The organism is Vagococcus bubulae (genome assembly GCF_003950315.1).
Lineage (GTDB): Bacteria > Bacillota > Bacilli > Lactobacillales > Vagococcaceae > Vagococcus > Vagococcus bubulae.
On record NZ_NGJT01000002.1, the window covers coordinates 36,971 to 58,605 of the forward strand.

A 21,635-nucleotide genomic window follows, 5' to 3' on the forward strand; every position below is an offset into this window, starting at 1 on the left:
GGAGGAGACAAATGAAAAATCAAATGAAAAAGTGGGCGTTATCCGCTCTGTTGCTGACAGGGATAATAACTTTTGGAGGATGTGCTGCTGATAAAGCAGTGGAAACAAGTGATACATCAGTTTCATCAAGTGTTATAAAAGAAGGTACAGTAGACACATCAAGTAAAGAAAAAGAAGAATTAGCTAAAAAAGAAGCAGAAGAAAAAGTAAAACAAGCTGAACTGGAAAAAAAGAAAAAAGAGGAACAAGCCTCACAATTAAAAAATCAAGTTAATGATTTGGCAAACTTAGAATACGAAGGAACTCAAACGATAAATGTAAACGATGGTGTACCAAGTTTTAGCAATGAAGAGCTATCTTTTAGTAATGGAGCTTGGGAAGTTTATGGGGATTTAGATGGGTTAAATAGAGCAACAAGTGCGAATGCCATGTTAAATCAATCGTTAATGCCAACCGGAAAAAGAGAAAGTATTTCGTCTGTTACACCAACAGGTTGGAAAAATAAAAAGATTGAAGGTGGGTATTTATTTAATCGCTCACATTTAATTGGTTGGGCATTAGCAGGAGAAAATGCCAATTGGAAAAATTTAATTACAGGAACAAGACAATTAAACAGTCCAGAGATGTTACGTCATGAGATGGACGTCAAACATTTTCTGGAACAAAGTCCTGATAACTATGTTCGTTACCGTGTCACACCCATTTTTAGAGGAGATGAGTTACTTGCTCGTGGTGTTCAAATGGAAGCACAATCTATTGGAAGTGATGCTATAAAATTTAATGTTTATATTTTTAATATTCAAGATGGGATTGACTTGAATTATGCAGATGGTAGCAGTTCAGTAGGAGAAAGTGTTCAAGCCAAAGAACTATCAGAACAAGCTAATACAAATCAGGAGTCTGTTTCTAATCAGAACGCACCATCCTCGGATGATGCGACCCAAGTATTTATAACGCCAACGGGAGAGAAATATCATACTCATGCTCATGGACGAGGGAATTTCACACCGTCTACGTTAGGCGAAGCTAAAAAGAAAGGCTTAGAACCATGTAACGTTTGTTATTAATTAGAATAAAAAGAAACGGCTCGTCTGTCAGTTTCTTTTTTTTGTGATCAATAGCGATAGTGTGAAATATTGTGATGATTATGTTGATTGACAGGGTAGAAATAAGAAGGAACAAATATGGAAATTAAATGGTGTATAGATGAATACTTGAGAGAGTTAGGATACTGGATTGAATCGGTAGAGTTTTTAAGTTCAATTCCGACAAAGATGACAAAAGATATAGCTGATAGGTTATTAGAAAAAGATGAAGAATTAAGTAATCTAGATAAACGAGTGAATTTTTATGATGAATATGGGCAAACATATATTGAAAATCTTCCACAAAATAATAGCGCTGAGATGCTAAAACAATTTATGAAGCAAGAATTGCCAGTAGAAACATTTAGTTCATTCTGTTACCTTGATGCGATTTCTGACATGATTCAACAATTACAACCGACTTACCGAGTGTATGGTTACTATCATTTTATTATGGATAAGATGACTGTACTTGATAAAAAAGTATTTTTAGAAGAATTAGTACATTACCATAAAAAAGGTTACACAAATTTTGAAATAGGAGAATTTTGTCACGGAGCACCGCTACCATCTAGTGAAATTGATTTGATAAGTCATTTAGGCCGACCGTTACTCCACATACCTTACTTAAAAAGTTTTGAATATGAAGAAAAGTACCGTTACTTTGACATCGTGCAAGTTGATGGAACCAAAGTTTTTGAAAAAGTAACAATGGAAAACTTAGCGTTAAGTTTGTTTAGTCTAATAAAAAAAATGCCCCCATCAGACATTAAGCAACATTTTCTAGATTTTCAAGCGGAATATGAAAAACCTACTAATATGACGGAATTAACTTATTACCGTTATGACACATCTGAGAGATTACTTTTAACAAGTAAACAGGACATTTGTTCTATTTCTGAATTGGAAGAATCAAATGAGCCAGGGTTTGAAGGTGAATACCGATTTTCTGATTCTCTAGATTTTAGAGAGTCATCTCGTGTCATTTTGACACAAGACATTTTAAATGTGTTGATGGATGAGTTTTTAGGAAACAAACCCAAAGACATAACAGAAACATTGCATGACTTTTCAAAAATAATTGTTGAATTAGCTGACACTCTGGGAGTTTTCATTACGAAAAAAACACGTTGGTTACGTGGTAAGTGGTTTATGTTTAATGTTGAATTAGATGGTCATGGAAACATTAGTAAATTTACCCGTAAAAGAAAAAATATGATGTCTTATGATGCTCAAAATGAACATGATACAGAAGCCAATCCTACCTACCCGATTGAGGTCGTGTACGATTTAACAACAAAAAAGGAGGACCAAGTCTTACTAAGAGAAGGAGATATAGCAAAATTAGTAACAGTGTTGATTGATTACTACTATAAAATGTTTAGAAATGGAAAATAATAATATTAAACTGAATTTATTATAAACATAAATTGTTATAATAACCATTTTAAAGACATTAATCATGATAAAATAATGAACATGAAGAAATGAATCGTTTTTCTGGTTTAAACTGGGAAAACGATTTTAAGGAAAGAAGGAGATAATTATCAGAAAAAAAACTAAAACAAGGAGAGTGATTAAGTACAAACCTGAGAAAAAACATAAAAGAACAATTAGGCTGTTTGGAGGGGACAGAAACTATGACAACATTCACAACAGAAACATACAAACAATTGGAAAATGCTAATTTATTGAAATATGGAAGCTTTGCAGTTTATGAGTTATTAAGAGGGGATTTTAATCAAGAATATACCAGAAAAGAAACAGCGACACGAACAACACCAGCTGTCTTTGAGGACTTATTAAATCCAGTTGATGAACAATCAAAACAAGCATTTATTGAGCAATTAAATTCAAATTATATTATTTATGGACTCAACTGGGCAGATGCAGGGTCAACAGAGTATGGTGAACTAAGTGATTTTCATTATGTAAAAGAGCGAGATGTGACAACAGGGAAGTCACCAAGAGCGAATACTAAAATTGTTGGGTTAGCAAAATCGGTGTTTAAAACACCAATTACAAACAGTTTTATTTCTGATATTGTCAAAGGGTTTCCACAGACAGATAGTTCTAAAATTACCCGAAAAAGTATCTCTCAAAATAAAGAGGTATTAAATGTTTCATTGGAAAAAATGCAACAAGAACTGGATATCATCAAACCTAAAGGATTAATTTTTTTACATAGTCGTTGTGAAGTGATTTTTAATTTATTTAAGAAAAATGGACTAGTCGTGCCAGAAAAATTAAAAACTACTACTATTTATCATTACTCTGGCTACACAAAAAATTTTATGTCACTAAATAGAAAAAAGATTTTTTGCTTCACAGATGAAATCGAGCAACATCGTTTACTAGATCCATTTGATAGCTTGTATAGTGTGATGGATAAATCAAGATAATACTGGAGGAATAAACATGAAAAAATGTAGTAATTGTGGAAAAGAAATAAAGGATCATGTGAGATTTTGTAACTTTTGCGGCCAAGAACAACAGGATACGGTTACAGAGATTGTAGAAGAAACAATTATCAGTCATGACGATACACCATCAACTCAAGGAGAGGATATCCGTCATACGAATCAATCAAACCAACACCAACAATTTCATCAACAAACACAAAATAATCAACAACAACCATACAATCAAGGGCCTATTATCAATCAACAAGCTGTAAATCAATTCACTAATCGCAGTAAAAATTATTTTTCATATATCAATAAAAACATTAAACAACCCATCATTGGAAAAGCAAATCAAGACGGCTATTTTGGGTTAATTAATTATGCCTTAATATGCGTGTTTACAGGATTAGCTATTAGTCATGCTATTGGGAAAGTAATTGGGATAACAGGATATTCTGAATCAAGTTTTCCAATGTTTTTACAAATTACTTTGCTATTATTATGTTCACAATTAGTTAATGTGGTCACTGTTTATTTATTATCAGGAAAAATTTTTAATAATAACATGTCATTTATGGACACATTTGACAGAATGTATGCACCTATTGGTTTAGCTATTTATGTTAGTTTTGCTGCCCTTCTCTTATCATTTATTTCAGCGATTGGGATAGGTTTATTATTCTTTATTTGTTTGATTTTGACATTCTTTTTAACAAGTGTGACTTATGTAGCAAATCTTTGGGTAACTAATAATCAATCACCAAAACGAAACACATTTTATTGGACGATTGGGGCAATTATTTTTGGTGGAGTCATGCAATTATTAGTATCTATTGTCCTAAGTGATATTTTAGGAACTAGTATGATGAACATTATTCAACAAATGATTGACTCATCTGTTAGCAAATTCTTTTAATGAAATACTGGAAAAGCTTTGTCGTTGTTTTAGTCATGTGTCAATTAAGTGCCTGTGGTAAAACTAACGAGTATGAAGAGGCTAGACCAAAGTTAACGTCCTCCTATCAGTCAACTAGTCCTATCACACAAACCATACGAAATTCATCCAAAGAGGATATGCAAACAACTGAAACCATTCAAAAGCAAGAGGCATTAGAGCATTATTTACAGCAGTTTAAAAATCAACAAATTGCGATATATATTGAAGAGTTAACTTCAGGTAGAACGTATGGCATCAATGAAAATAACTTAATGTATGGTGCCAGTATTGCTAAACTACCGATTATTTACTATACGCAGCTGCAGTTATTAAAAGGAGCCTTATCTATGGAAGCGACATTTCCTTATATTGAGGCGGTCAATGATATACCAGGAGCGATGGTTCGAGGTGGGACAGGAATAATGCAACAAATGATACAGGAAAACAATGATTATTCCATATCACAACTACTGCAATGGACGATTCGTTATTCTGATAATTTAGCAAGTAACATGCTAGGTTATTATGTGGCGGATAAAAATTCAGGTAAATTTTTAGAAACCATCTCTTCATTTTACCCTCAACCTCTGCCAGTTTATTCTAAAGAAATATCAGCCAAAACAGCTGGGTTATTTATGAAAGAAATTTATCAGAACAAAATAGGATTATCTGATTTTTTACAGACAGAATGGCAAAAGGAAAAAATAGGTCATCTAGATGTGGATGTTTACCATAAAATTGGCACAAATGGTGAGTTTAATCATGACGTTGGGATTGTGATGACAGATAAACCCTACGTGATCAGTATCATGACAGAGGGGTTTAGTAATTCAGAAATTGAAACAATCGTAACAGAAATAGATGTATTAATGAAAAAGGAGTGAGTATTGTTGAATAATTGTTCAAATTGTGGGCATGAAAATGCCAAAGATTCACTATTTTGTGAGTCTTGCGGGCAAAAATTAGTAGGAGAAAAAACATCAAAAGAGTGTCACAAATGCCATCATTTAAATGAAGAAGATGCATTATTTTGTGAGTCATGTGGTTGTCGATTAGATGAAGAGATAGTTGAAGAAACAAGTTATTGTCCTTATTGTCATCAAATAAACGATAGTGAGGCTCAATTTTGTGAACATTGTGGTCAGCCATTAACGATTAATCCAGAAATTGAAAAACAAGGCATTTATGATGAACCACTTAATCATGTTATACCTGAAACAGTGATTGAAACGCAAGAAGTTACTGCACCAAGAAAACCGATGTCGAAGAAGAAAAAAATAAGCATTGCGATATTAGGTGTGATTGTGATTGCACTAGGAGGAACTTATGCATTTCTAGATAAAAAATACAGTAAAGAAAATCAAATAGAGGCAATTATTGTAGCAATTAAAGATGAGGACAGTGAATTTATTGCTAAAAATATAGTTTCGGATGATCCTAGTTTATCAACAACCGCATCAGATGTTAAACCAATGCTAAAACTGTTTGATGACAATAAAGAAAATGTCACAAATTTAAAATCAGCACTGGAAGCTAATAGTGAATATTTAGGTTTGTCATTGGAACAAACAGGAAAAACAGCGTTATTTTTCCCTCACTATGAATTAAAAGTGACACCAGTTTATACCAATGTTGTGTCAAATATGGCGGATAGTACCATTAAAATGAATGGGAAAAAGATTATTGAAACAGATAGTGATAATTATTCAAAAAAAATCGGCCCATTACTAATTGGAAAATATACGTTTGATGCATCAATTAAAGGAAAAGACGAAACAATCAAAGAATCTTATACGTTGTTACCAGGAGATACCACACAAGTTGATATGGGGTTTGTGACAGTGACCATCCCGATTCGTTCCAATGTTGAGGATGCCACCGTGTTGATGGATGACAAAGAAGTTGGAAAATTAACAGATGGAAAACTTGAAGTTGGTCCAATACTTTGGAGCGGTCATGCCTCTTTCCAATTAGTAAAAAAATCAAAAGATGGTGAGTTAAAAAGTGAAGTCAAAGAGTTGAATAATGAAGACGTCAACAGAGATGGCGGAACAACTAATACGATTGAATTAAATTTTCAAACAGCTGATAAATATGAAGTGAGTGAAGGGTTAAAATCATTTTATAATCGTTTTGAGCAGTCAGTGGTATCAAGTAATAACTACAACGCAGATGATTTTGCCAAAGCTTTTTATATAGATGGCAGTAAAAATCCTGCTTTTAAAGGAATTAATGATTATATTTCATGGTGCCGGGATCGCTCAGCTAGTGATGAATACAGCGGTGTCGATTTTAGTATTGTGGTAAAGAGTGTTGAGCCTATGACAAATAATCGATATAAAGTCAATTACACTGTGACCTATCACACCACCTACCCATCTAAAACCAATAAATCAAAACGAGTTGAAGGCTTTGATTACTCTAATGTGGTGGTTCAATTGGAAATGAATGATAAAAAAGACATCACCGATTTTAAATTTGTTGATATGGGCGATGGTGGACAAAAAGTTTCTGATAATCATGCTAACGAATAATTATGCTTGACATGGGAACGTTCCCACGATTTATAGTTTTTATATAAATTAATAAAGGGGCGTTTTAAATGAAAGTAATTGTAAAAAAAGATTTTGATGCAATGAGTGAAGCAGCAAAAGAGATTTTATTAGGTATCATGAGTCAGGATAAACGAGTAAATGTCTCAATTACAGCAGGAAAAACACCTGTAAAAGTATATGAAAAAATGATTCCAGTTGTGAAAGATTCACCTGATTTTAGTAACGTTCATTATTATAACTTTGATGAAATACCAGTTGATGGGCAAGAAGAAGGAATTACTATCTCGGAAATTCGTCAATTATATTTAACGCCAGCTAATGTATCTGAGGATAATATCCATAAATTAACAGTTGAAAACTATGCCACACAAGATGAACGCATAGCGTTGGACGGTGGATTAGATGCAATGCTGATTGGTCTAGGTGGAGACGGTCATTTTTGTGGGAATATGCCAACAACCACACAATTTGAAAATGAGACTTATAAAATTAAAGTAAGTGGAGAAGAACCTTGGTTTGATTCAGCTATGATGGAAAAAGGACTTGAGTTTGTGACCATGGGGGCAAAAAGTGTCTTTAAAGTAAAACATCTTATTTTAATCGTTAATGGAAAAAATAAAGCAGAGATGGTAAAAAAAGTTCTTCAAGGACCAGTAGATTTAGCTTATCCAGCCTCTATTTTACAACTACATCCAAACTTTACAGTTATTTTAGATGAAGAAGCTGCACACTATTTAGATTAATTTTGTTGACAAGATTAAAACCTGATGATAAAGTTATTAAAAACAAAGAACAGAAAAAGTAACTTAAATGACGTTTTATAGAGAGCCTTTGGTTGGTGGAAAAAGGTAAACGAGTTAAGTGAATCACATCTGGGAGTTAACTTTTTGAAATCATCAGTAGAAAAGTTCGTTTGAGTAACGTTATGAGCTCGAAGTTATAAACTTCATGAGGTTATTGTTGTGAGACAATAACAAATAAAGGTGGAACCGCGAAAATTTTCGTCCTTTGGCTTCTATAAGCCAAGGGACTTTTTTTATATCAAACAATCAATGACTAGACAAGTAATGTATTAAGTTCATTTTGACAGAGAATTTTTCAATAAGCTGAGAGAAAAATCAAAATGCTTTTACATGAACACAACTAGAAAGATGTATTTCTGAACAACAAAGTAGGAAATAACGTTTTATCCGCGTTAAGGATGAGTGTTTAAAAAATTATTTTAAACATCATGAGATTGTTATTGTGAAATAGCAATAAATTGAGGTGGAATCACGGTTTATCGTCCTCTTGGGTTATACCAAGGGGATTTTTTGTACCAACAATTAAAAATAAACGATAGGTAAATAGAAATTATCTTGTTTAATGATTGAAAATGGAGGGATTTACTATGGAATACATAATGAAAGTTTTACCATCACTTATTGATGGAGCAGGCATGACGTTAAAAGTTTTTTTCTTTACACTATTAGGATCAATACCATTAGGCATATTGGTCGCATTTGGTTTAAGAGTAAAATTTAAACCATTGACCTTTATATTAAATATTTATATTTGGTTAATGCGAGGGACACCGTTATTATTACAACTCATCTTTATCTTTTTTGGTTTACCAGCAATAGGTATTGTCTTTGAACGATATGATGCTGTGATGATTGCCTTTATTTTGAATTACGGAGCTTACTTTGCTGAGATATTTAGAGGAGGGTTACAAGCTATACCAAAAGGTCAAATTGAAAGTGCACAAGTGCTTGGTTTAACACCGTTTCAAACGGCCTATAAAATCGTCTTACCACAAGTAATAAAAATTATTTTACCATCCATTGGTAATGAGGTCATTAACTTAGTAAAAGACACTTCGTTGATGTATGTGTTGGGATTAGGTGACTTGTTACGAGCAGGTAAAATCGCGACAAATCGTGATGTAACACTTGTACCACTTGTTATGGTTGGTGTGATTTATCTCTTTTTCACCGCCGTTTTAACTGGTTTAATGAAATACCTTGAAAAACGATTTAGCTATTATAAATAAGGAGTGATGAGAATGCTTGAGATAAAAAATGTATCCAAAAGTTTCGGAGAAAAGAAAATTTTAGATGAGGTATCTTACACGTTTCCAATGGGAGAAATTACTGTTATCCTGGGTCCTTCAGGTGGAGGAAAAACAACTTTATTGAGATGTATTAGTGGGTTAGAAACATTCGATAGTGGCACACTACTACTTGATGAGGAAGATTTAACAAAAAAATCTCATCAAGCCATTAATGGAAAGATTGGTGTTGTATTTCAAGATTTTCAGTTGTTTCCTCATTTAAATGTATTAGAAAATATTGTATTGGCTCCGACAATGGTCTTAAAACAATCAAAAGAAGATGCTGAAAAAACCGCTAGAACATTATTAGTAACGTTAGGATTAGAGGATAAAGAAAAAGCTTATCCTTTTGAATTATCTGGTGGGCAAAAACAACGTGTGGCAATTGCACGGGCATTAGCTATGAAGCCACGTGTATTATGTTATGATGAGCCAACAAGTGCTTTAGATCCAGGTCTTAGTGGTGATGTAGCAGAAGTCATTTTAAATTTAAAATCGCCAGATGTGACACAAATTGTGGTCACACATGATCCAACTTTTGCAGAACGTATTGCCGATAACACTATTAGAGTAGAACCAATAAAATAAAAGGATGGGATGAGAATGAAAAAAAGAAATGTATTAATCGTGATGTTAGGAATTATGTTATTAGTCGTATCAGCTTGTGGGAGTAAAAAAAGTAGCAATGACTCAAGTGATACCAACAAAGACAAGTGGAGTGAAATCGAAAAAAACAAAAAAGTTGTGATAGGGTTGGATGATACGTTTGTGCCAATGGGATTTCGAGATGAATCAGATAATATTGTGGGATTTGATATTGATTTGGCTAAAGCTGTATTTGCAGAATATGGAATTGAGCCTGAATTTCAATCAATAGATTGGTCAATGAAAGAAAATGAGCTAAATAATGGGACGATTGATTTGATTTGGAATGGATACAATATCACGGATGAAAGAAAAGAAAAAGTCGCCTTTAGTGAACCTTATATTAATAGTAATCAACAGCTTGTGGTTATGAAAGATAGTGGTATAACATCGTATAAAGACATGAAAGGAAAAGTCTTAGGAGCTCAAAATGCTTCAACAGGACAAGATATGATTGATAAAAATCCTGAAGTATTTACAGATGTGATTGCTGATAATGAACCCGTTTTGTTTGATACTTTTAATGAAGCTTTTATTGACTTAAAAGCCAAACGAATTGATGGATTAATTGTAGATAATGTGTATGCTAATTATTATATAGCGCAACAAAAAAATTCAGATGATTATGCCATTGTTGAAACACCATTTGAAAGTGCAGATTTTGCTGTAGGTATTCGTAAAAGTGATAAAGAATTAAAAATAAAAATAGATGAAGCTTTTAAAAAATTAAAAGATGAAGGAAAAATGAAGGAAATTAGTGAAAAATGGTTTGGAAATGACCAAACGATTCAATAAAAAAGAGCCTATAATTGTAGTGAACCCTAAAAGTTAGATTTTTGGGGTGCACTACATAATCGGGCTCTTTTTGTTTATTTAGTGGACAGATAACTTGTATCGATTTAATGAGAAGAGTTCTGTTGTATCATGTAGAGAGGATAAATCAATGCTAATCCAGTGTTCTTTATTTATGCGATATGTTTTATAAAATCTCCTTTTATTATTGATAGTATACTCTCTATAAGTATAACTAACGAATGAATATCATTTTGATAATACGAGTTGACAATAAGATAAAAAAAGATTATGATTAAAAAAATTAAAATAAAATGATAAAACGCAGTGAAAAAGAAAGTAAAATTATGTCGACTTTCTAACAGAGAGCCTTGGTAGCTGAAAAAAGGTGAAAGACAAATGATTTGAAAATGGCTTTTGAGCGGGTGTCTTGATGTAGTTAGGGGCACACGGATATTTCCGTTACCATAAATCCCGATATCACAGATATTTCCTGTCGTATTGGCGTCGAGTTAAAAGTAGCAATGCTTTTATAAATTAAGGTGGTACCATGTTGAAATAACATCCTTAGAAGAGAATACTCTTCTGAGGATTTTTTTATTGTATTTTTACTAAAAAAGGAGGAGTTAATATGTGTGAGATAGTCAATCATTATGAAATTGTCGGAAGTTTTTTAAGACCTGAAACATTGAAAAAAGCTAGAGCAGAGTTTGATTTGGGAAATATTTCTATTGAAGAGTTAAAACAAGTAGAGGATGAAGCAATTAAACGGCTTGTTTTAAAACAACAAGAATTAGGAATTAAATATATAAGTGATGGTGAATATCGTCGTAGTTATTGGCATTTAGATTTTTTCTGGGGTTTTAGAGGCATAAAAAGATCGCTAGCTAAACAAGGTTATGTTTTTCACGGAGAAGAAACTAAACCAGATTCGGCTGTTTTAATTGGGAAGATTAGATACAATCCTAACCATCCAGTTTTTAATGAATTTGTTTACTTAACTAAGTTAGTTTCACCAAATCAAATTCGACAAAGTATACCAGCGCCAGCACAATTGTACGCGGAGTTGACTCGTGAGGGAAATGAAGCAGCTATTGGTAAATATTATCACTCCAATGATGAATTGATTGATGACATTGCCAAAGCTTACAGATTAACGATTTTAGAGTTATATCGTTTAGGTTGTCGGCATTTAAAACTAGATGATTGCACCTGGGGATTGTTTGTGGATAAAGAATTTTGGGAAAATATTACTGGAAGTGACTATGATACAAAAGAAATACAAGAGCTATATCTCGATTTAAATAATCGTGCGATAGAAGATTTACCTGAAGACTTGGTTATCACAACACATGTTTGTCGAGGAAATTTCCACTCAACTTGGGCATCTTCTGGTGGCTATGAGCCAGTTGGAGAAACGTTATTTGGTAAAGAAACCACAGATGCCTTTTTCTTAGAATTTGATGATGAGCGATCTGGGGATTTTTCTCCACTTCGCTTTGTGCCAGATGGTAAACACGTTGTATTAGGATTAGTCACTAGTAAAGATGGAAATTTAGAAGATAAAGATACGATTATTAATCGAATTAAGGAAGCCAGTCAATATGTGCCATTAGAACGATTAAGTTTAAGCCCACAATGTGGATTTGCTTCGACAGAAGATGGGAATATTTTAACAGAAGAAAATCAATGGGAAAAAATTCAATTGATTAAAGACATTACAAAAGAAGTTTGGGGTTCATAAAATACCTCAATCAAATAAATAAAAAATGGAGGAAGAAAAATGACAGAACATTTTGAAACAATTCAATTACATGGTGGACAACAAGTGGACAAAGAAACAGGTAGCCGTGCTGTACCAATTTATCAAACAACATCTTATGTGTTTGATGACGCAGATCATGCAGCAGCAAGGTTTGGCTTAACCGATCCGGGAAATATTTATACAAGAATAACTAATCCTACTACTGCAGTTTTAGAAGAACGACTGGCTTTATTAGAAGGTGGAGTTGGGGCTTTAGCTACGGCATCAGGTTCTGCTGCTGTGACGTATGCTATTCAAAATATTGCAAGTTCTGGGGATCATATTGTATCAGCTGGAGCAATTTATGGAGGAACGTATAACTTATTCGCCCATACGTTACCAGAATTTGGAATTAGTACAACATTTGTCGATGCGGATAATCCAGATAATTTTGCAACGGCTATTCAAGACAATACAAAAGCCATTTTTGTGGAATCTTTAGGTAATCCAGATATTCAAATTGTCGAACTAGAAAAAATTTCGGCAATTGCTCATGAAGCAGGCATCCCAGTTATTGTCGATAATACATTTGCGACGGCTTATTTATTCAAACCATTTGATTATGGAGCAGATATTGTTGTGTACTCAACAACAAAATTTATTGGAGGGCATGGAGTAGCACTTGGAGGAGCGATTATTGATTCAGGTAAGTTTGATTGGACAAATGGAAAATTTCCAAAATTAGTTGAACCAGATGAAAGTTATCATGGACTTTCTTGGGTAGAAGCAGGTGGTGAAGCAGCTTATATTACACGTGCTCGTACAATCGTATTACGAGATACCGGAGCAGCACCGTCACCATTTAATTCATGGTTAACGTTATTAGGCTTAGAAACATTATCTCTTAGACTAGAAAGACATGTAGAAAACGCCCAAAAAGTCGCAGAATATTTAGAGAAACATCCTAAAATATCCTGGGTTAACTATCCAGGTTTAGGTAGCAGTCCATACCACGAATTAGCAACTAAGTATTTTCCAAAAGGCGTTGGTTCAATTTTTACAGTTGGACTTGTTGGAGGAGCAGCGGCTGGTAAAGCAGTCATTAATGAAACAAAACTATTTTCGTTATTAGCTAACGTTGGAGATGCTAAGTCATTGATTATTCATCCAGCTTCAACGACTCATTCGCAACTGAGTGAAGAACAGTTAGAAGAAATTGGGGTTAAACCAGAAACAGTTCGTTTATCTATTGGAATTGAAAATGTAGAAGATTTGATTCAAGATTTAGAACAAGCATTAGACAAAGTTTAAAGAGAAAGAGGATTATTATGCCGATAAAAATTTTGGATGGACTCCCTGTAAAAAAACTATTGGAAGAAGAAGGTATTTTTTCAATGGATGAAAAACGGGCAGTTAAACAAGATATTCGTCCGTTAAAATTATTAATTCTTAATTTAATGCCTAAAAAAGTGGAAACAGAGCTACAATTACTGAGACTTATCTCGCAAAGTCCTTTACAGATTGATATTGATTTTTTACAAACGCAAACTCATGAAGCAAAACATACAAGTCAGACATATTTACAAACCTTTTATAAAACGTTCGATGATATAAGCCATCATAAATATGATGGCTTAGTTGTAACAGGTGCCCCTGTTGAACAACTACCATTTGAAGAAGTAGATTATTGGCAAGAGATGACCAAAATATTGGATTGGGCACAAGAAAACGTTACGAGTATTGTTCATATCTGTTGGGGAGCACAGGCTGGTTTGTATCATTATTATGGTATCCAAAAGGTATCTTATCAAAAAAAATTGTTTGGTGTTTATGAAAACACTGTTGTTGAAAGACATTCTCTTTTAAGAGGATTTAGTGATTGTTTTTATAGTCCACAATCTCGTTATACAGGAATAAATAATGCCCAACTGACTGGTAATGATTTTTTAAACGTTATCTCATCTAATCCTGATTTAGGAGCATTAATGTTAGTATCAGAAGATAATAAAAATATCTTTATTTTTGGGCACTTGGAATATGATGCCAATACATTATATGAAGAATATTTGCGTGATAAAGAAAAAGGATTAAACACTGATTTTCCTGAAAATTATGCTCATTTTGATGATAAAAGATTTAAGCAAATATGGCGTTCGGAAGCAAGTTTGTTTTTTCAAAATTGGATCAATGATGTTTATCAACAAACCCCATATGATTGGGTTTTATAATATAAGATTTTTTCTGAAAATAGTAAGTAAATTAACATGTAAAGTTGTTTGCTTTCCTATAAGTATGATAAAATATGCTATGTTTTAAATTTATCATACGTTAGTTCATAATGATTTTTTGCTAAAGATGAATTAACTTAAAGGAGAGCAATATGTCAAACAAAGAGGAAATGGTGATTGAAGACAGCAATCAGTTAAATCGAACGATGACTTTCTTTCCTGCTTTATCTACCGTTATGGGGACTGTTATAGGTGGGGGAGTGTTCTTTAAAACAGCAAGTGTGACACAATCGACAGGTTCAGCCAGTCTAACGCTACTTTCTTGGTTTTTAGGTGGTGTGATTAGTATCTGTGCAGGATTAACAGCAGCAGAACTCTCGGCTGCTATCCCAGAAACAGGTGGGATGGTTCGTTATATTGAACGAGCATATGGAAAATTATGGAGCTTTTTACTGGGTTGGGCATTGATTATTATTTATTTTCCAGCAAACGTTGCAGCATTATCTATCGTTTTTGGTACACAATTTAAAAATTTATTTGGACTATCTAATTCAGTTGTGGTACCTATAGCTATTTTAGTTGGAGCGTCCATCATGTTAATTAACTTTTTAGGAGCCAGAGCTAGTGGGATATTTCAATCGATTACACTAGTCTGTAAATTAATACCTTTGGCGTTGATTGTGATTTTTGGATTACTGAGACAAGGTGACGTAAGTGTCAGTTTATTTCCAGTAACTGCAGGGGCGCAAACATCTGGATTTTTCCCAGCATTAGGTGCCGGCCTCCTTGCTACAATGTTTGCGTATGATGGCTGGATTCATGTAGGAAATATTTCGGGTGAATTAAAAAATCCAGAAAGAGACTTACCCCGTTCAATTGCGGGTGGCTTATTCGGTGTGATGCTAATTTATTTATTGGTCAATTTTGTTTACTTAAAAACGTTACCGATTGATTTATTATCAGGAAATGACAATGCCGCAATGGATGTATCAAAAAGAATTTTTGGTAATTTAGGTGGTAAATTGGTAACCATTGGTATTTTAATCTCTGTATATGGTTCAATTAATGGTTATACAATGACTGGTATGCGTATCCCTTATACAATGGGATTAGATAAACAACTGCCTTATTCTAGTCAGCTAGCAAAATTAAATCGCAATAAAGTCCCATTTATTGCTGGTTTTTTTGAATTAGCGGTTGCAATCGTTATGATGTTACTAGGTGGATTCGATATTTTAACGGATATGTTAGTATTTGTTATTTGGATTTTTTACACATTGGTTTTTTTTGCTGTGATAAAACTTCGTAAGAAAGAACCTGATTTACCAAGGCCGTATAAAGTTCCGTTATATCCATTTATCCCCATTATTTCCATCATTGGGGGAGTATTTATTCTATCCATGACTTTGATTAATCAATTATCTCTTGTCATAACAGGTTTAGGACTAACAGCTTTAGGTATTCCATTTTATTTATATGCGAATAGAAAAAAAACTAGAAAGTGAGTGCTTTCTATTTTTTTTTGATTAAAAAGAGTAACTTATAGTAGGTTTCTATTTTCAAAACTAGATATTTGGTTATGTTGTAGATAACTTGATTATTTTGTGATAAACTATTTTTAGGTAACGGTTTCATAAAAATTGGAGGTATGATAGATGGAAAAAATAAAAGTAGGTATCGTTGGATTAGGGAGATTAGGAAAGGTACACGCTCACAATTTAAAAGATAAAGTAGCTAATGCCACATTGTATGCTGCATGTAGTCCAGTTTTAGAAGAGTTAGAGTATGCTAAAAATGATTTAGGTGTACAAGTTACTTATACTGATTATGAAGAGATGGTTAAAGATGAACAACTTGATGCGATTTTTATTGTGTCACCATCAGGGTTACATTGTTCTCAAATACAACTTGGATTAAAACATGGAAAACATGTTTTTTCTGAAAAACCAATCGGACTTAATATTGAAGAAATTAATGAAACGATTCAAGTTATTAATCAATACCCAAATCAAAAATTTATGCTTGGATTTATGCGACGCTTTGATACGGATTATATGTATGCGAAAGAACTTGTTGATAATGGTGAACTGGGTGAATTAACGTTAGTTCGTTGTTATGGAATTGATCCAAGTGAAGGGTTAGAAAGTTTTGTTAAATTTGCTGGAGCAAGTAATAGTGGTGGCTTGTTTGCTGATATGTCAATTCATGATATTGATTTAGTTCGTTGGTTTACAGGCCAAGAAGTAAGTAAAGTTTGGGCAATAGGGAAAAATGCTGCTTATAAAGAACTCGATGAAGTGGGAGAACTTGAAACAGGGGCTGCTATGCTTCAGTTAGCTGATAATACTATGGGAATATTAGTAGCTGGTAGAAATTGTCATCATGGGTATCATGTTGAAACAGAATTAATTGGAACAAAAGGTATGCTTCGTATAGCTCAAGTACCAGAAAAAAATCTAGTCACTATTATGAATGAACATGGCGTTGTTCGACCAACCTCACAAAATTTCCCAGAACGTTTTTCTCAAGCTTTTATTAATGAAGCAAATGAGTTTATTGATTGCATTTTAACTGATAGACAACCTAGTATTAATGCGATTGACGGATTAGAATCGACAAAAGTAGCACTTGCTTGTAAAGAATCATACGAAAAAAATCAACTAGTTACAATATAAATACAATAAAACAACTCCCTTGGACCATAGTGTTTCAAGGGAGTTGTTTTATTGTATTTATAATTCTCCTGTTAAAAATTGTGCTTTACCAAATGCAAAGCTCCAATCCTCATCGTCATTAACAACTAAGTTAATCATAACATCTTCTTTACGTATTCCTAACTCGTTATTCAACGTGTCAACTAAGTTATGATAAAACAATTGTTTTTGTTCAGTTGTTCTTGGTCGAGTAACTAGACTAAAAACAATCACATCTTTCGTTCTTTCAAATCCGAGACCTGTATCTAATATTTGCATCTCATATGGTTCATGTTGATTGACTATTTGGTATCTATCGCCTACAGGTGCATCAAAGGCATCTAACATTACTTTATACGAAATATCTAAAATGGCTTGAATATCTTCTGGGGTACGACCTTTAATCATATCTATTTTCATTAATGGCATAATCTTCATTCTCCTCTTAACTTAATAAGAAAAGTATCTCAAAATTTAACAATTAAATCAATTAAAACACCTTAAGTTAACTAAGATATGATAAGAAAGTAACTATTATTAATAGGTAACATAAAAATGAGTTTATTTTTATATAAAAAATTATATAAATGTGTTTGACACTAATATAAAATAATAGTATGATTTTTATACAAAAATAAATTAGTAAACAAGTTAAGCAATATAATTTAAAAATAAAGGAGGGGTGAACAAAATGAATGTGGAACGTTTTATAGAGGCTAGACGACAAAAAGGATTATCACAGAGTGAGCTAGCAGCAGACATCTGTACCCAAGCAACCTTGAGTCGATTTGAAAATAATGCACAAGTCCCTAATTTAAAAATTCTCATTAAATTATGTGAGCGTTTGGATTTACCACTTGGGGAACTCTTTCCAAAAGTTGGAATAAAATATACTGATGTGATTGAAACGCTAAATCAAGCAGAGTTTTTACTTATAACTAGCGAGTATGAACAATCAAAACAATTAATCGAGACAATTGATATTTCGTTAATTGAAGAGTGTGATATTGTCTTAAGATATCGATATTTAACTGGTTTTTTAATGGTATTTCAACATGATTCCATTACAGAAATTTTGTTTAATTTCGATCAAATATTATTAGATAATCAAGAAGAAACATCTATGATTTATCATTTATTAGCTTATACAGGGATAGGAATGGTATTTGCCAGAGAAAAAGAAGAAGAGAAGGCAGAATTTTATTTCAATAAAGTATTAGAAAAAATATACTATTACCCAATAAAAAGTGTAGAAGATACTTGGCGTGTTTTAAATATTCTATATCAATGTGGTGAGTTTTATGCAAGTATTGGTGAGATAGAAGCAAGTAACGTGTTATTACGTTATGCCATTACTATTTGTTCAGATAATCATGTCACCTATTATTTGGCTAGAGCAGCAGCACAATTAGCTCAAAATGCTGTTGAAGAAAAGCAGCCAATAGATGAAATATTGGAATTGATTTACGATGCTAGAGCATATGCTAAAATTAATCGTAATGAAATTAAATTAAAAGAACTAAACGAATTAGAGCAAACTATAAAGAATGGATTGTGAAAGATGGTAAAAACACATGCAACACAAATAAGGTTAATGGGGACAGTGATTGATATCAAAGTCTCAGCAGTTAATGCGAAAAAGATTGTTCGAAAAACTGTGGATAAATTGGTGTATTATGAAAAAATGTTTAGTGCTAATCGAGAGGATTCAGAGCTAATGGCAATTAACCTTGCTGCAGGAGAGCATCCTGTTGTGGTTTCTAATGAGTTGTTTGAGTTGATTCGTATTGGAAAATATCATAGCTGCCAAAAAAATAGTTTTTTAAATATTGCGATTGGACCACTAGTTAAAAGTTGGAAAATTGGCTTTTCAGGGGCAAAAGTCCCATTGAAAACAGATATCGAGTCTTTATTAGCCATAACGAATCCAGAGAAAATTAAATTGAATGACGAAAAAAAATCTGTTTATTTAGAACAAAAAGGAATGTTCATTGATTTAGGTGCTCTAGCTAAAGGATACATATCAGATAGGATTGTTGATTATTATAAACGTCAACAAATAGAATCAGCTATTTTAAATTTAGGGGGCAATGTAATTGTATATGGAGAAGCGCCTCATAAAGATGGTTATTTTAGGGTGGGAATTCAAAATCCTAGAGAGCCTAGATCAAAATGTTTAGCAGGAGTGAAAGCTAAAAATCAATCCGTGGTCACATCAGGAATTTATGAACGAGTATTAAAAGTCGGTGATGAGACGTATCATCATATTATTAATCCTAAGACGGGCTATCCTGTTGAAACGGATGTAGCAAGTTTAACCATCATTTCCCATTTGTCTGTAGATGGTGAGATATGGACAACTCGTTTGTTTGGGAAAAATAGTCAAGAAATAGTAGATGAGGTCAATCAATTACCAGAGATTGAGTGTATTGTCATAGATAAAGAAAACCAGTTGTATTATTCAATAGGGATTCAATCAAATTTAATATAAAAGAGAGGGCGAGTTTTAATGGAGAAATATGTAGCAATTGTTGGAACGAATTCAGAAGAATCAACAAATAGAAAATTATTACACTTTATGAAAGATTATTTTGGTCGAGAGGTTGACATAGACATCATCGAAATTAAAGATTTTCCTGTGTTCAATAAACCGGATAATAGTGAGTTGCCGATCATTGTTAAAGAAGTTGCAGAAAAAATTGAATCAGCAGATGGTGTGATTATCAGTACACCTGAGTACAATCATGCTGTACCGGCTGCCTTGATGAATGCATTAAATTGGTTGTCTTATCATACCTATCCTTTTGTTGATAAACCAGTGATGGTAACAGGGGCATCATATGGGACACTAGGCTCTTCAAGAGCTCAATTACATTTGAAGCAAATGCTAGACTCACCGGAATTGAAGGCGAGAATTATGCCAAGTTCAGACTTTTTATTGAGTCATTCACTTCAAGCTTTTGATGAAGAAGGACAATTAATCGATGAAGAACAAATTCAAAAATTACATGCTTTATTTAATGATTTTAGACATTTTGTGGCTATGACGAATCAGTTAATGAGTGCACATAAACAAAATAAACAAGAAGCAAAAGATTTTTCTTGGGAAACGATTTAAGGAGGATATGAAAATGAAATTAGTCGGAATCGTCGGATCAAACGCTGAACAATCTTATAACCGATTATTATTACAATATATTCAAAAACAATTTTCAAATCAATTTGATTTAGAATTAATTGAAATTAAGGATGTTCCATTATTTAATCAAAGTGATGATCAAACAAACACGCCAATTATTCAATCAATTAATCGAAAAATAAAGCAAGCAGATGGCGTGATTATTGCAACACCTGAACACAATCACACGATTCCAGCCAGTCTTAAAAGTGTATTGGAGTGGTTATCGTTTAAGATTCATCCTTTAGAAAATAAACCAGTTATGATTATTGGTGCCTCTTATTATGATCAAGGTTCTTCAAGAGCGCAACTTCATTTACGTCAAATACTAGATGCACCTGGCGTTCATGCATTGGTTATGCCAGGTAATGAATTTTTGCTTGGAAAAGTACGTGATGCATTTGATGATGAAAATAATTTAAAAGATGAGAAAACAATAGAATTTTTAGGGAGTGTATTAGATAAATTTATTCGATTTATTGAAGTTGTTTCAGCATTAGAAGGACCGAAAACTCCCGTTATGGAGCCAGAAGATTTATATTGCAATTCTTCTATAGAAACAACGATTGATGGTGTTGATAAAGGAGCAGATGACTGGGTAGAACAGGCATCAGAAAAAGTAAACGCAGTTGAAGGACAGACATATGTGAAGTTAAATCGTGGCGTTTTAACAGTCGATCAGATTAACTATTTCTTATCATCTATGCCAATGGAAATAACCTATGCCGACGATAATAATCAATTTTTATATTATAATTATACAAAAGAAGATAAAGAGATGCTGGCTTCAAGACATCCTAGTCAGGTCGGAAATCCTCTAGCATATTGTCATCCTGAAAAAGCATTAAAAGGTGTTAATTGGGTGATTCAACAATTACGTTCTGGCGCTCAAGATTGTGTGAGAGTCCATGTTCCTACTCATGGACCGGACAAATTTGTTGTACATAATTATCAAGCCATTCATGATGATGCTGGAAATTATGCCGGGATTAATGAGTACATTTTAGATTTTAAACCTATTGTTGATTGGTACTTACAACAAACAGGGCAAACACTTACTCCGGGAACAGATGCAGTCAGCGGGGCATCTGAATCAACCTCTCATAGTGAATCAGAGAATGATGCGGTATCAAGTGCGTCAGTAACAGAATAATAATAGACTAAAAATGACCAAATTGTGTGATGTTGGTCATTTTTTGTTCGTAAATAGTAAAGTATCTAGTATAAATACCTAAAACCTATTGAAAATGAGAAAAAAGTTCATCATAATGAGAAAAACTT

Annotated in this window: 20 protein-coding genes and 2 other annotated features; of the genes, 19 read left to right on the plus strand and 1 reads right to left on the minus strand. The window is 33.1% G+C overall.

The features are described 5' to 3' along the window. Window positions 1–11 precede the first annotated feature (11 nt). The 15 genes from CBF36_RS01350 (at window position 12) to iolG (ending at window position 17,158) form a co-directional block, all read left to right on the plus strand. Complete coding sequence (locus CBF36_RS01350) at window positions 12–1,067, plus strand: DNA/RNA non-specific endonuclease (RefSeq protein ID WP_125955942.1); 1,056 nt, start codon at window positions 12–14, stop codon at window positions 1,065–1,067. A gap of 117 nt (window positions 1,068–1,184) precedes the next feature. Continuing rightward, window positions 1,185–2,483, plus strand: a complete 1,299-nt coding sequence (locus tag CBF36_RS01355) for a hypothetical protein (protein ID WP_125955944.1) — start codon at window positions 1,185–1,187, stop codon at window positions 2,481–2,483. A gap of 242 nt (window positions 2,484–2,725) precedes the next feature. Continuing rightward, entirely contained in the window at window positions 2,726–3,487 is a 762-nt protein-coding gene (locus CBF36_RS01360) for a hypothetical protein (RefSeq protein WP_125955946.1), read from the plus strand. Between the two features lie 16 nt (window positions 3,488–3,503). After that, window positions 3,504–4,406 (plus strand): zinc ribbon domain-containing protein, encoded by a 903-nt coding sequence (locus CBF36_RS01365; protein ID WP_125955947.1) that lies wholly within the window; start codon window positions 3,504–3,506, stop codon window positions 4,404–4,406. Further along, on the plus strand, window positions 4,406–5,311 hold the full coding sequence (locus CBF36_RS01370; protein ID WP_125955949.1) for a serine hydrolase: 906 nt from the start codon (window positions 4,406–4,408) through the stop codon (window positions 5,309–5,311). Before CBF36_RS01365 ends, CBF36_RS01370 begins: the two co-directional genes overlap by 1 nt. Window positions 5,312–5,317: 6 nt before the next feature. After that, window positions 5,318–6,961, plus strand: a complete 1,644-nt coding sequence (locus tag CBF36_RS01375; protein ID WP_165865351.1) for a zinc ribbon domain-containing protein — start codon at window positions 5,318–5,320, stop codon at window positions 6,959–6,961. Between the two features lie 68 nt (window positions 6,962–7,029). After that, a complete protein-coding gene (locus tag CBF36_RS01380) occupies window positions 7,030–7,725 on the plus strand; it encodes a glucosamine-6-phosphate deaminase (RefSeq protein WP_125955953.1) in 696 nt (231 codons plus the stop codon). Between the two features lie 36 nt (window positions 7,726–7,761). After that, window positions 7,762–7,994 (plus strand) — a binding site (T-box leader). 378 nt (window positions 7,995–8,372) lie between these two features. Then, window positions 8,373–9,014: an amino acid ABC transporter permease gene (locus tag CBF36_RS01385; protein WP_125955955.1), complete on the plus strand. Its 642-nt coding sequence runs from the start codon at window positions 8,373–8,375 to the stop codon at window positions 9,012–9,014. Between the two features lie 12 nt (window positions 9,015–9,026). After that, window positions 9,027–9,662 (plus strand): amino acid ABC transporter ATP-binding protein, encoded by a 636-nt coding sequence (locus tag CBF36_RS01390; RefSeq protein WP_125955957.1) that lies wholly within the window; start codon window positions 9,027–9,029, stop codon window positions 9,660–9,662. A 15-nt stretch (window positions 9,663–9,677) separates the two neighbouring features. After that, window positions 9,678–10,514 (plus strand): amino acid ABC transporter substrate-binding protein, encoded by an 837-nt coding sequence (locus tag CBF36_RS01395; RefSeq protein ID WP_125955959.1) that lies wholly within the window; start codon window positions 9,678–9,680, stop codon window positions 10,512–10,514. 315 nt (window positions 10,515–10,829) lie between these two features. Next, window positions 10,830–11,083, plus strand: a binding site (T-box leader). A 59-nt stretch (window positions 11,084–11,142) separates the two neighbouring features. Continuing rightward, the gene (locus tag CBF36_RS01400) at window positions 11,143–12,255 is read left to right on the plus strand and encodes a 5-methyltetrahydropteroyltriglutamate--homocysteine S-methyltransferase (RefSeq protein ID WP_125955960.1); all 1,113 of its coding nucleotides are present in this window, start codon (window positions 11,143–11,145) and stop codon (window positions 12,253–12,255) included. Window positions 12,256–12,294: 39 nt separating this feature from the next. After that, complete coding sequence (locus tag CBF36_RS01405) at window positions 12,295–13,566, plus strand: O-acetylhomoserine aminocarboxypropyltransferase/cysteine synthase family protein (RefSeq protein WP_125955962.1); 1,272 nt, start codon at window positions 12,295–12,297, stop codon at window positions 13,564–13,566. Between the two features lie 17 nt (window positions 13,567–13,583). Continuing rightward, window positions 13,584–14,483, plus strand: coding sequence for a homoserine O-succinyltransferase (locus CBF36_RS01410; protein ID WP_125955964.1), 900 nt, complete (start codon window positions 13,584–13,586; stop codon window positions 14,481–14,483). Window positions 14,484–14,635: 152 nt separating this feature from the next. Further along, complete coding sequence (locus CBF36_RS01415; protein ID WP_125955965.1) at window positions 14,636–15,988, plus strand: APC family permease; 1,353 nt, start codon at window positions 14,636–14,638, stop codon at window positions 15,986–15,988. 150 nt (window positions 15,989–16,138) lie between these two features. Beyond that, window positions 16,139–17,158, plus strand: coding sequence for an inositol 2-dehydrogenase (gene iolG / locus CBF36_RS01420; protein WP_125955967.1), 1,020 nt, complete (start codon window positions 16,139–16,141; stop codon window positions 17,156–17,158). Window positions 17,159–17,215: 57 nt separating this feature from the next. On the opposite strand, the gene CBF36_RS01425 is transcribed toward iolG, so the two are convergent. Then, window positions 17,216–17,605 (minus strand): tautomerase family protein, encoded by a 390-nt coding sequence (locus CBF36_RS01425; RefSeq protein ID WP_125955969.1) that lies wholly within the window; start codon window positions 17,603–17,605, stop codon window positions 17,216–17,218. A 262-nt stretch (window positions 17,606–17,867) separates the two neighbouring features. On the opposite strand from CBF36_RS01425, the gene CBF36_RS01430 reads away from it, so the two are divergent. From CBF36_RS01430 to CBF36_RS01445, 4 genes are read left to right on the plus strand one after another with little or no spacing between them, the layout of a single operon-like run. Then, window positions 17,868–18,734, plus strand: a complete 867-nt coding sequence (locus CBF36_RS01430) for a helix-turn-helix domain-containing protein (RefSeq protein WP_125955970.1) — start codon at window positions 17,868–17,870, stop codon at window positions 18,732–18,734. A gap of 3 nt (window positions 18,735–18,737) precedes the next feature. Next, complete coding sequence (locus CBF36_RS01435; protein ID WP_125955972.1) at window positions 18,738–19,667, plus strand: FAD:protein FMN transferase; 930 nt, start codon at window positions 18,738–18,740, stop codon at window positions 19,665–19,667. An 18-nt stretch (window positions 19,668–19,685) separates the two neighbouring features. Then, the gene (locus CBF36_RS01440) at window positions 19,686–20,294 is read left to right on the plus strand and encodes an NADPH-dependent FMN reductase (protein ID WP_125955974.1); all 609 of its coding nucleotides are present in this window, start codon (window positions 19,686–19,688) and stop codon (window positions 20,292–20,294) included. Window positions 20,295–20,307: 13 nt separating this feature from the next. Then, window positions 20,308–21,507 (plus strand): NAD(P)H-dependent oxidoreductase, encoded by a 1,200-nt coding sequence (locus CBF36_RS01445; protein WP_125955975.1) that lies wholly within the window; start codon window positions 20,308–20,310, stop codon window positions 21,505–21,507. Window positions 21,508–21,635: the final 128 nt, after the last annotated feature.